Origin of the sequence: Pseudomonas sp. 28 E 9 (assembly GCF_900004785.1) — a bacterium.
Lineage (GTDB): Bacteria > Pseudomonadota > Gammaproteobacteria > Pseudomonadales > Pseudomonadaceae > Aquipseudomonas > Aquipseudomonas orientalis_A.
Window position 1 is genome coordinate 28,824 of the sequence record NZ_CVTK01000046.1, and the last position, 12,261, is coordinate 41,084.

Genomic DNA, 12,261 nt, shown 5'->3' on the forward strand with positions numbered 1-12,261 from the left:
GTGGCGAGCAAAATACCTGCAAAAAAAACCAGTTCCGTTCAGGCAGAAAAGGCGCTGCCTGCCGTTGAAACGGAACTGCCTTACGCGATTATCGAGCACGCTGCGAACAACAGCCTGCTGTATCCCATCGATGCAAGCGATGGTACGACGGCCACGCTTACCCTGCCGGCGAATGCCACTAACGTCATGTTCCACATGGCGGTCAAGGATCAGGACCAGCCAAGCTTCGAGCCGATCTCTGTGGAAAACGGCGTCAATGTCGTCGACATTCCGGCACGCTGGATCAGCTACTGCATCGGGCACACGGTATTGATCAAGTACACGGCCAATGCAGGGGGGCGTGCGCTGGAATCCCTGACGCTGGAGTTGGAAATCCAACAGATCAGGGAGGAGCATCTTGTCGTCTCAAGGCCGGTGTTTACCCATGCCAAGGAGGAGTGGAGTACCTGGTACCTGCGCATGCAAGAGTTTACGGGCGATGAAATTGTCGCGATCAAGGCCTGGCCGATGATTCAACCCGGGCAGCGGTTGTTTGTCGTGGTTGCGGGTAACCAGCACGTGGCGCCTTATCGCTTCGCCTGGGTGGCCAAGGATCATGTGGTGCAGGAGCACGAAGCCCATCCGGACCACGTTTTTCGCTTTACGCTTTCGCGAGGCTGGCTGTCCAGGCTGGACGACTATTCGGCGATCACCGCTCACCTGGGCGTGATTTGGGACACCACCGCCCCGGTATACCCTGAGCCTGGCGATCCGCTTCTGGAGAATCCGCTCCCGGTGAACGCCGAGGATTTCCACCTGCGCACGACCTCATTGCTGCAGGTCGACCCTGCGCTGGATCTGAACGCCCCGCATTTGCGCGAGTCTGCGCAATACAACGGTGAGTGGTGCCTCAACCCTGAAAACACCCGCCAGGGAGGGGAGGTTGTCATCCAGGGGCTGGATACTTACAAAGGTGACGAGGTCAGGTTTTATGTAAGCGGGCCCGGTTATGCGAAAAAACCGTTGGGTGATTTCACGGTTGAACAGGACGGTGAGATGCCTCTCGTCAAACTGCCGGCCTGTGTGGTGGCATGTTTCTTCAACAAGCAGATGACCTTGAGCTATGACCTCGCCGTCAGTGGCACGGTACAGCCGTCCCCAGTAAGGCTGATCAATGTTTTAACCCCCGAATTTGAGCGCCCGTTGATTGAAGAGGCGAACCCGGATCGGTCGTTGTGCCTTGATAACTTTTCAGGGGATGCAAACGTGATAGCGCCTTTGGGCGCATACGGTCAGTGCGCGAGCCATTGCTGGATGTGGATCGATGCTGAACATGCAGACGGCAGCGCTTACCGCCTGGATATCCTGGTCGGTAAGGTTGTCACGGACGCCTGGAAAAGCGACGGCGTCAGGGCTGATATCCCAAGGGTTGCGTTGGAGAGGATCGGCGATTGCTCCAGGTTTGAACTGCACGTCAAGGCCAGCTTTTGCGAGGCGAGCGAACTGGAGGACGCCCTCGAATTCCCACCTGCGACATTCACCATTTACCAGCAGCCCCTGACGCCACGGGCACCCACAGTCAGGGAGGCACAGGGTGGTGTTCTGGTGGCGTGGAACGGTCGCGATGGGGTGCATGTCGAGGCGGTTTACGAAGGCTATCAACCCAGCTACCAGCATACTGCCCAATGGTGCCTGGACGGCGAAGACAGCTGCTGGCCACTGCCCTTGCAGGAAAGTCCGTCCCGCCCGGTCACTTTCCTGGCGTCGCGCGAGCAGGTGATCAACAGCTTCCGCAAGACGGCGTTGATTTCTTATACCGTGATCAATGCCTGCAAGCAGATGGTGTCCGAGACACTGGAGTTGCAGGTTGGTGAGCCCATCATGGAGCGGCGTCCTCGCCCGGTGGTGAAGCAGGCTACTGGCAACGTGTTGGATCTACGTACCTTCCCCGGGAAGGATGCAGAAGTCATCGTCAAGAGTACCGACGCCGACGTTGATTTGGCGTGGTGGTTTTTCATCGAGGGGCATTTCGCAATTATGACGCTTGAGGGAACTGCGCAGGATGGTTCTTCGATCACGATCCCGATTATGGCCAGGCCCCTCGAAAGCGGTGACAGGGACGGATTGTCGTGCCTGATCCCGCACTCGGAGTTGGAGAAGTTAGCAAGTCACACGCAGGTCACTATTAATTTTTCGCATTTTATAGGTCCCAATCCGGTTGGAAGCGTTGAGATCACGTTTCAACCATTGACGTTAGAGTTGCGTAAAGCACTTTACGACTTCACTGACTTCGACCCCGCCGGCAAGGACTGGAACGGCTGGCAAAAAGGCAGGGGGGCCACTGACCCCCGAGACCTGTCGCGCAAGGTCGGGGCGGTACCAGGGCCTGCAACGGGCTATCTTTTGTGGGACTGGGGCTACACCAACACAACCGACCCTAATACCCAGCGTGAGAAAATGTTCAAGGTGTTCAATAATCTTGAAGTAGGGCGCCGCTATACGTTCAGCGCCTGGATTCGTGATCCCGTGGACAATACTGCCAGTAAGCCCGGCCTGGTATTGGTTGTCGATGGGATGGATATCACGCCGGTAACTTACCCTGCAGGCACTGCCTGGCAATTACTTGAAGGAAGTTTCTTAGCTTCCTCAAGCACCATGCGGCTCGCTTTTCACAATGCGGTGATGGGGATCGGCCCGACTAATGACTTTGAGGTTACTTACCTTATGGTGAAGGAAGACACTTGATCGGGCGCGTTTGACGAGTATCAAAAACGAGGCCTCCAGTAATGGGGCCTCTTTCGTCAGGCGCCAGGTGTTTTATTTCGGCCCCAAAATGTTCACCCACTTACCCGGCGACGGCGCTCCGTGCTGTTGCCGCCATCCACTGGTCGAATAATGTCTTTATGGAGATTGGAACTGTGAATTCTGACAGTAGGAGCGCCGGCTTTTTTACGGTGTGATAGGGCGATGCTGATCAGGCCAACCTCTGGGCTTCGGCATTCCCAGTCTATTGAAAAGGAACTTTCACCATGCCCAAGTCATCGCCGAATGCCCTTGACCTGCCCAAGCCAGAGCTGCTTGAGGCTGACGAAAGTGGCAGTGTCGATTCACTCAAACTGCTGAACGGAGGCAACGTCCGAGTCTGCTACGGCGACATGCAGGCCACTGACCTCATCACTCTGGACTGGCCATTGGCAGGCAGCCCTTATCCGCCGATAGAACCCCTGAATGGCGACGAGGCAGGTTGTATCAACTTTTATATCCCTTCTGAATACATAGCATTGTGGTTGGACACTTACGTGTCGTTTACCTACACCGTCACCAGAAACGGTGAGAGTCAAACATCTCTGCAGGGTGGGGTACGGATCAGCCTGCCCTCGAACTTGCCTCAGGCACACATTTTCGAAGCGTTCGATGGCAAACTGGATCTTTCCTTGTTGTGCTGTAAAGATCCGATTCTTTACATTCCACCCTGGGCATTTGTCGGCACCATCCAAACGATCAACTGCTATATAGGCGGCATCTATCCGGATGGCTCCAAGGCCAGACTCTACCCATTCAATGGTGAACCGGTCACCGACGAACACGTACGCCTTGGGTGGCGTCGAGCAATACCTCGGGCGTCGCTCCAGCAACTTAAACATGACAGTGAACTGTATCTGTTGGCGCAGGTGCGCTACAGCCAGGCGACTCCCTATAGATCGTTCGGCTCGCTTTCATTGACGTTGCTCACTGAGTCTCACCTGGAACTGTCGCCCCCAGAGCTCAAGGAAGCCGTACACACCGAGTTCGACGGCTGGCTGGTCAACCCGGTAAACACGGTGAACGGTGCGCATATCGTGGTGGCTTATGAGGGCATGTGCAGCGGCGACACGGTGTGCCCGACACTTACCGGCACCCCTGGGCCGGGCACAGTCGAACTGGAATGCCGGCAACCGGTTGAAGGTGAAACCAGCCTGGTGTTTACGGTACCGCCCGCAGTGATCCGCGCCAATTTTGAGCAAGCCATTACGTTGACCTACAACGTCACGCGCTGCGATGGCAGCCATTGGTCCTCACCCGAGCGCCACTTGAAGGTGCTGGGCATCACGGGCTTGCCAAAACCCGGCATTGAGCAGGCCACTGGCGACAGGGTGGACCTCAATACGTTCGGTGATGACGCAACGGCGGTGGTGCCTATCTGGCATTACGCCATGGAGCAGGACTACTGCTGGGCCTGGGTAACCGGCACACGTGAGGACGGCAGTTCTTGTCTGTTTTATGTATTGGAAGGCAAGCCGCTTACTGCTGCTTGGCTACGCGATGGCGTTGATACACCGATAGCCAGGACCAAGCTGCAAAAATTGGCCGATTGCAGTGAGTTCAACCTGCATTTTGCGGCGAATTTTGATGGGCCGTGCGACCTGGACACGGCCGTCGAGTTTGCTGTTGTGACTTTCAGCCTCGAGCAGGAGGCGTTGATACTGCCCCCTCCGAGGGTGTGTGAAGCAGTGAGTGATCAACTGACCCTCTGGAATGGCCGCGACGGTGTGACGGTTCGCGTGGAATATGAACGGATCAGCCCTAATCAGATGATCGACGTGCGGTGGCTCAAGACGGATGGCACGAGCCTGCCGTTGACCTCAAAACCGGGCAACAGCGATCCTGGTTATGTCGATTTTGCGATTCCGCGCGAAGCGGTGATCCACGGTGCGGGTAAAACAATCCTGATCAATTACACAGTGACCAGCGCTTGCAAGATGGCGCCGTCGAAGACGCTGGCATTGAAGGTCAGTGTGCCGACGAGATTACCCACCCCAATGGTGCCTGAGGCGACGCCACCGGCTACCCAGGGCGCAATCCTGGATCTACGGACGTTCTCCGGCGATGCGCAAATCATCGTCAATGACGAAAACTTCGATAAGGCCTGGTGGTTCTCCCTGGAAGGACAGAAAGGCTGGTTGGAATGTACCGGCACTAAAGAGGACGGATCTTCACACACCGTGCGCGTGATGACGGGTCAGCTGATTACCTTCTCCGATGTGAACAACGGCCTCAAGCGTGTACTTGCGCGCTCCGATCTGGAGGCGTTTCGCGACAAGACACCATTGGCCATCGTCTTCAAGGTGACCACCGATGGCAGTCCGGATGTGAGTGAGGCGATCGAGTTTCCGCTGTTGGAATTGACACTGCGCAAGCGGTTCAGAGACGTGACTGACTTTGACCCTAATAAAAAAGACTGGAACGGTTGGCAAAAAGGCGCGGGTGCCACCGACCCAAGGGACCTGGTGTTAAAAGAGGCAGGCGGTCAATATTATTTGTTTGATTGGGGTTATACCAACACTCAAGACCTGGCTACTCAAAGGGAGAAGTTGTTCAAGGTGTTCAGTGACCTGGAGATTGGTCGCACCTACGAATTCAGTGCCGATGTTCGGGATAACAGTGGTGGGCGTCCATTGCCGAGGATTGCCTTGGTAGCTTCGGGACAAGAAATTGTCGCTCCGACGCTATTGGATACGCGGGTCTGGAGAACGCTCAAAAGTGTGTTCACTGCGTCATCTTCTACAGTAAGGCTCAGTGTCGATAACGTGCAATTGGGGTTGGGAGGCAATGATTTTGATCTGACGTTGCTGGTGGTAGAGGAAGTTTAATCGAGGCCATGACAAGAATGCCTGTGTTAACACTGGCATTCTTGTTAACGAACCTGGGGCTAATTACTTCGGCCCCAGTATCTTCACCAACTTATCCGGCGACGGCGCCCCCTGCTGTTGCTGCAACCCACCCTTGTCATCCAGATAGAAAATCGCCGGCGTCGCCGACAACTCCAGGTCCTCCATCAACTTCATATTGCCATCGAGCCTGGCTTCGATATCCGCCGGGATCTTGCTCAGCGCTTGCAGTTTGCTGGCCTTGCCGGCGCCTTCGTGTTCTTCCAGGGCTTTCTGCGGGTCTTTGGCGGCGAACAGTGCGGCGGATTTGCCCGGGCTGTCTTCGCGGATGATCCCCACCATGATGTGGCGCAGTTGCACCTTGCCGGCCTTCACCCATGGCCGTGCCTGTTCCCAGAACATGTTGCAGTAGGGGCAGTTGGGGTCGCTGAACAGGTAGACGATGCGTGGCGCGTTCTTGTCGCCGTCCTGGATCCAGCTGCTGTTTTCCAGCTTGGCCCAGGCTTCCCTGGACATCGGGGCGTACACCAGTTTTTCCAGGGGCGCGCTGCTCAGGTCGTTGCCCTGGGCATCGTACAGGTTGCCGGCGATCACGCTTTTGCCGTCGGCGGTCAGGTACAGCGCCATGCCGCGGTTCTGGTACTGCGCGGCATAGCCGGTCAGGCCGCTGGGGGCGTCGAATTGGCCGAGGATTTTGGCGCCCTTGGCTTCGATTTGCTTGATCGGGGCCGGCCAGTCTTCGGCCTGGGCCAGGGTGGCGGCAAGCGTCAGCGGCAGCAGGGTCAGCAGGTGGCGGAGGCGAGGCATGTGGGTTTCCTTTGTGGGACGGTGTCGAAGGGTTCCATGGCGCGGGCCAGGCTGGCCTGGGACAGCTCGCCGAGGTGGCTGTTGATCAGGCGTCCGTCGGCCGAGTAGAACAAGGTGGTAGGCAGCGCCATGGAGCCGACGGCCTGGCCGAGGCGTCCGCCGGCGTCGAACAGCATGTTGTCCAGGTTCAGGCCCTGGGTGGCCAGGTAGGTGCTGACACTCTGCATGCTCTCGGCCTGGTTGACGAACAGGAAGGTGACATCCGGGCGTTGATGTTGCGCGCGCTCCAGCACCGGCATTTCCCGACGGCACGGTGGGCACCAGGTGGCCCACAGGTTGATCACCAGCGGGCCACCTTTGTAGTCGGCCAGTTGCACCACATTGCCGTTGGCATCGCGCAAGGTGATGTCCGGCAGCTGCGAACCCTTGTCGTAGAGGCTCAGCGACAGGCTGGCCATGCCCCAGAACACCAGGCCGCTGATCACCCCGGCGCCGAGTGGCCTGCGCAGGGCAGGGCGCCGCCAGCCGTAGGCCAGCGCGCCGAGCACCAGCGCGATCACGCCGGGCCAGGCGAGGAAACCGCCGTCGCGCAGGTCGACCATCTGCAGCCAGTCGTTGCGGTAATCGCTCCAGTACATCAGTACAAAGCTGATACGGGCGGCCAGCATGCCCAGCAGGAACAGGCTGAACAACACCGATTCAGGGTTTTCACCGCCACGCCTGGCCACGCGCCAGCCCACCAGGGTGGCGAGAATCAGCGCGCTGATCAGCAGAATGTGATTCAGGGCGATGGCGAAGGTGCCGATGGTGAGGGTCAGCATCAGCGCGCGTCTCGGGTTTGCGTCCAGCGTTGCAGGAAGGCGGCGGCATCCACTTCGCCGGTGATGCGTTGGGCGCGGCGTTCTTCACCGTCCGGACCGATCCACACGAAACTCGGTGGCCCCGGCACTTTGTAGCGACCCAGCAGTGCGCGGCTGGCGGCATTGTCGGCGGTGACGTCCAGGCGCAGCAGGCGTACATCCTTCAGGGCGGCCATCACGTCCGGCTTGCCGAACACCTGTTTTTCCATGATCTTGCACGACACACACCAATCGGCGTAGTAGTCCACCAGCACCCATTGGCCCTCGGCCTTGGCGCTGTCGAGCTGGCTTTGCAGGGCGGCCGGGTCGTTGATGGTGGTGAACGCATCGTGGGCGTCAGCGGTGGCAGCCACCCGCGAGCCGCTGTAGACCTTCAACGGTTGCCACAGCTCATCGCTGCCACCCGCCGCGCCCACCACCAGTACCGCGCCCCACAGGCCCAGCACCAGGGAGGCCGCGCCGAACACCTTGGCGGCCAGCCCGTATTCACGGGCCAGCATCCAACCGCAATAGGCCATGACCAGCGCCAGTGCGCCCCAAAGGCCGATCCACAGGCTTTCGCCGACCACCGGGCGAATCATCAGCACGGCGGTGCCGAGGAACAGGAAACCGAAAACGCCCTTGAGCACGTTCATCCAGGTGCCCGGCTTGGGCAGGAAGCGGTTGCCCACGGTGACCAGCAACAACAACGGGATACCAATGCCGATGCCCATGGCGAACAGGATCAGCCCGCCGTGCAGCGCATTGCCGCTCTGGGCGATATACAGCAGGGCGCCGGCCAGGGGCGCGGTCATGCACGGGCCCACCAGCAGACCGGACAACGCACCGAGAATGCCCGCACCGACCAGGCTGCCGCCGCTCTGCTGGCGGCTGACCGTGTCGAGGCGGTCGCGCAGGAACGCAGGCAGTTGCAATTCAAAGAAGCCGAACATCGGCAGGGCGAGGATCACGAACAGCGCGGCGAAACTGCCGAGGATCCACGGGGTTTGCAGCAGCGCGGCCAGATTGCCGCCCAGCAACGCGGCCATCACACCCAGCGCGGCGTACACCAGGGCCATGCACACCACGTAGCTGCTGGCCAGGGCAAAGCCGCGACGCGGGCTGGCACCGCTGCCCACCACCAGGCCGGCAAGGATCGGCAGCATCGGTAACGAACACGGGGCAAACGCCAGCAACAGGCCCAGGCCGAAAAAGATCAGCAGGCTCCAGCCCAGGCTGCGCTGTTGCAGGCCGCTGGCCAGGCTTTCGTCCTGGGCCTGCGCGGTGGCGGCGACGGCCGGGCTGCCGCCCAGGTCCACGGTGATCGATTGTGGCGGATAGCACAGGCCGGCGTCGGCGCAGCCCTGCCAGCCCAGCTTGACCTGGCCGGTGGCGCCGGCCGGGAGCTTCACTTCCAGGCCCTGGCGATACACTTGCTGTTCGCCGAAGAACTCATCGCTGTGGGCTTCGCCCTGGGGCAGCACGGGCTTTTGCGCCAGGCCGTCGAATTTCATGCGCTGCTGGTACAGGTAGTAACCGTCGGCAATCTGCCAATACAGCTGGGTCTCGCCGCTTTCAAGACGCTCGGAGGTAAAGGTGAAGGCCTTGCCCACCGGGAGGAAATCGGGTTTGGACTCGAACGGGTTACCCGGTGCGGCCTGGGCGAACCCCGCCAGCAACACCAGCAGAAAAGTAAATAGATACCGCATGGTCCAGCCTTAATTCGATGCAAGTGAGGCACACAATGTGTGGCGTTGATTAACCGATGATTAACCGGCGCTATTCTAGAGGGTAGGAGTTATCGGGTGTTATGAAGTTAGCGGCATAATGCACGCTTAATCCGTGCGTTTTCTAATCACCCGCATCTTTCATGAAGGGCTCAGCATGCACGTACTGGTCTGCGAAGACGACGAACTGATCGCCAGCGGCATCGTGGCCGGCCTCACCGCCCAGGGCTTCACGGTTGAACGCGTGGCCACGGCGGCGGCGGCCAGGGCGATGCTCAGGGCGGCCACCTTCGACATCATGGTGCTCGACCTCGGCCTGCCCGACGAAGACGGCCTGAAACTGCTGCAGCAACAGCGCAGCCAGGGCCTGGAGATCCCGGTGTTGATCCTCACCGCCCGTGACTCGGTGACCAACCGCGTCGACGGCCTGCAGGCGGGGGCCGATGACTACCTGCTCAAGCCCTTCGACCTGCGCGAACTCGCCGCCCGCCTGCAAACCCTGCTGCGCCGCGTGGCGGGGCGCCGGGTCAACCTGATCGAACATGGCCGCCTGGCGTATGACCCCAGCAGCCGCGAGACCTTCCTGGGTGGCCAGCCGGTGGACCTGTCGCGCCGTGAACAAGCGCTGTTGCAGGCCTTGCTGCACAACAAGGGCCGCGTGTTGTCCAGCGAGCAGCTCAAGGACAGCGTCTACGGGTTCAACGACGAATTGGAAAGCAACGCGCTGAACGTGCACATCCACCACCTGCGGCGCAAATTGGGCAATGGCATCGTCGAGACCGTACGCGGCCTCGGCTATCGCCTGGGCCCGGCCGATGCGGGAGAGGATGCTTCGTGAAGAGCCTGCGCCTGCGCCTGACGTTCAAGCTCGGCGCCGCTTTTGTCGTGATCTGGGCCCTGGCGGCGGCCTGGATGCTCAACGACCTGCGCAATCAGATGATGTTTTCCCTCGACCAGCGGCTGGTCGCCTCGGCGCGCATGGTGGCCGGGCTGACCGAACAGATGCCGGGCCTGGCCAGCGTCGGCGCCGGCACCCATTTGCGTAGCGAACAACTGAGCGTACCGGGGGGTATGGCCTGCCAGGTCAGTTCCCTGCACGGCGAAGTCCTGGCGCGCAGCCATACCACGCCGGATGAGGGGCTGGAGTCGCGCAAGAGCGGTTTTCGCGACCAGATGATCGATGGCGTGGGCTGGCGCAGTTTCACCCTGTCCCAGGGTGACCTGCTGATCACCACGGCCGACCGCCAGGTGGAGCGTGAGGCGCTGAACCTGTCGATCCTGCTGGCGGCCTCGGTGCCGGTCGGCGTGGCCTTGCTGGGCTGTCTGTGCCTGTTGTGGCTGGGCATCGGCCAGAGTCTGGTGCCGCTCAACCGCATGCGTGACGCCTTGATGCGCCGCAGCGCCGACTCCCTTGAACCGTTGCAGATCCACCCGCTGCCCAGCGAACTCAAGCCATTGCTCGACACCCAGAACCAGCTGTTGCAACGCATCGCCAAGACCATCGAGCGCGAGCGCCGCCTCACCGGTGACGCCGCCCATGAGCTGCGCAGCCCCTTGACGGCGATCAAGACGCACCTGCAAGTGGCGCGCATGACCGAGGGCGCGGCGCGTGACCAGTCCCTGGCCCACGCCGAGGAAGGCGCCGACCGCCTGCACCGCACCCTGGAGCAACTGTTGCTGCTGGCACGGGTGGAGGGCAGCCTGTCGTTTGACGATGGGTTGCAGTCCAGCGCCGAGGAAGTCGCCCGCCTGGCGATCCAGGATGCCCACGCCGGGGACAATTCGCGCATCGACCTGATCCTGGCGGACGGTCTTGCCGACACGCCGGTGGACATGCCCGTGGGCCTGGCCGTCGCGGCCTTGCGCAACCTGCTGGACAACGCCTTGCGCCACACCCCAGCCGATACCCGTGTGGAGCTGAGGGTTTTCTCCAACGCTGACAAAGTGGTGTTCCGCGTGCGCGACCACGGCCCGCAGATTTCCAGCGAGGACTTGCAATACCTCACCCAACGCTTCTGGCGCAACGGCAGCAGCGACGGCTGTGGCCTGGGCCTGGCGATTGTTCAAGCGATCGTCCAGCGCTGCGCGTGCTCGCTGGCATTCGACAGCCAGGCCGATGGCCTGCGCGTTGACCTGGGCATGCCGTTGCGACGCTGATCGCTTTTCTGCAAGTGCCAAGTAATTACCGCTCGCCTGACCAGCAAATCGTCAGGATGGCGGTAATTTTTTTGCGCTTGAAAGGGCCGAATGATTCGGCCCGTATTGAAAAGGACGGATCTTATGTTGGTCATCGATACCAGTTTCCCTGCCCGGGATTTCAACGAACGTAACGGCGAGCCCGTGGCGCAGGTGATCCTGCACTACACGGCGGCGCCCTTTGACTCATCCTTGCGCACCCTGACGCAGAATGGGGTCAGCGCTCACTACCTGCTGCCCGATCCCGATGAACCGGCCTATCGCGCCGCCGGCTATGACGAACTGCGGGTGTTTCGCCTGGTGGGCGAGGACAAGCGTGCCTGGCATGCCGGGGCGAGCCATTGGGGCGGGCGGGATAACCTCAACAATCGCGCGATCGGCATCGAAATCGTCAACCTGGCGCGTGACGACAAAGGCGTGTTCACGTTTCCCGCGTATCGCGAGGAACAGGTGCAGGTGTTGATTGCGTTGATGCGCGACATCCTCGGGCGCTACCCGCACATCGGCCCGGTGGATATTCTCGGGCATTCGGATGTGGCGTACTGGCGCAAGAGCGACCCGGGCCCCCGGCTACCCTGGCGCTGCCTGCATGAGGCCGGGGTAGGCGCCTGGTTTGACGAAGCCACCCGGGCGATGTACCAACGCCGGTTTTGCATGGGGTTGCCGCCGGAAGTGGAAGTCGAGCGGGCGTTTCAGCGCTATGGCTACAAACCGGCGTGGAATCGCCAGGCCTTTGAACAGCGCACCCGGGCGTTTCAGATGCACTTTCGGGCGCGCGATTATGCCGGGCGCCTGGATGCGGAGACCTGCGCGATCCTGTATGCGCTCAACGAAAAGTACCGGGGACTCTAAAGCCAAACACCATTCAAATGTGGGAGGGGCGTGAGTATCTACACAACGTTTAGGTACCACGCGGACCCCTGTGGGAGGGGGCTTGCCCCCGATGGCGGCCTCTGGGCCGACCGGGATGTTGGATTGGAACGAGTACATATCCGTTTCTGCGGTAACGGCTGCTAATGGTTCCGCTTTTACAGCGGCTCACTTTTGAAAAGCGCAAAAGTAAGC

The 12,261-nt window shown here is 60.4% G+C and carries 8 protein-coding genes; 5 read left to right on the plus strand and 3 right to left on the minus strand.

Annotated features, from left to right (window positions below; all coding sequences use genetic code 11):
* Both BFQ00_RS13595 and BFQ00_RS13600 read left to right on the plus strand, forming a co-directional pair.
* The gene (locus BFQ00_RS13595) at positions 1-2,724 is read left to right on the plus strand and encodes a hypothetical protein (protein ID WP_065933793.1); all 2,724 of its coding nucleotides are present in this window, start codon (positions 1-3) and stop codon (positions 2,722-2,724) included.
* A 284-nt stretch (positions 2,725-3,008) separates the two neighbouring features.
* Positions 3,009-5,609, plus strand: a complete 2,601-nt coding sequence (locus tag BFQ00_RS13600; protein ID WP_065933794.1) for a hypothetical protein — start codon at positions 3,009-3,011, stop codon at positions 5,607-5,609.
* A gap of 63 nt (positions 5,610-5,672) precedes the next feature.
* Here BFQ00_RS13600 and dsbG read toward each other — a convergent pair whose 3' ends face one another.
* From dsbG to dsbD, 3 genes are read right to left on the minus strand one after another with little or no spacing between them, the layout of a single operon-like run.
* Positions 5,673-6,434, minus strand: a complete 762-nt coding sequence (gene dsbG / locus BFQ00_RS13605) for a thiol:disulfide interchange protein DsbG (protein WP_065933795.1) — start codon at positions 6,432-6,434, stop codon at positions 5,673-5,675.
* Positions 6,410-7,255, minus strand: a complete 846-nt coding sequence (locus BFQ00_RS13610) for a TlpA disulfide reductase family protein (RefSeq protein ID WP_065933796.1) — start codon at positions 7,253-7,255, stop codon at positions 6,410-6,412. Before BFQ00_RS13610 ends, dsbG begins: the two co-directional genes overlap by 25 nt.
* Entirely contained in the window at positions 7,255-8,982 is a 1,728-nt protein-coding gene (gene dsbD / locus BFQ00_RS13615) for a protein-disulfide reductase DsbD (RefSeq protein ID WP_065933797.1), read from the minus strand. The genes BFQ00_RS13610 and dsbD overlap by 1 nt, the downstream gene beginning before the upstream one ends.
* Before the next feature lie 175 nt (positions 8,983-9,157).
* On the opposite strand from dsbD, the gene BFQ00_RS13620 reads away from it, so the two are divergent.
* From BFQ00_RS13620 to BFQ00_RS13630, 3 genes are all read left to right on the plus strand, one after another.
* Positions 9,158-9,838 (plus strand): response regulator, encoded by a 681-nt coding sequence (locus BFQ00_RS13620; protein ID WP_065888373.1) that lies wholly within the window; start codon positions 9,158-9,160, stop codon positions 9,836-9,838.
* Positions 9,835-11,157 carry an ATP-binding protein gene (locus BFQ00_RS13625; protein ID WP_065933798.1) on the plus strand — a complete coding sequence of 441 codons (1,323 nt, stop codon included), beginning with the start codon at positions 9,835-9,837 and terminating at the stop codon, positions 11,155-11,157. Before BFQ00_RS13620 ends, BFQ00_RS13625 begins: the two co-directional genes overlap by 4 nt.
* A 123-nt stretch (positions 11,158-11,280) precedes the next feature.
* Positions 11,281-12,048, plus strand: coding sequence for an N-acetylmuramoyl-L-alanine amidase (locus BFQ00_RS13630; protein ID WP_065933799.1), 768 nt, complete (start codon positions 11,281-11,283; stop codon positions 12,046-12,048).
* The last annotated feature ends 213 nt before the right edge of the window (positions 12,049-12,261 follow it).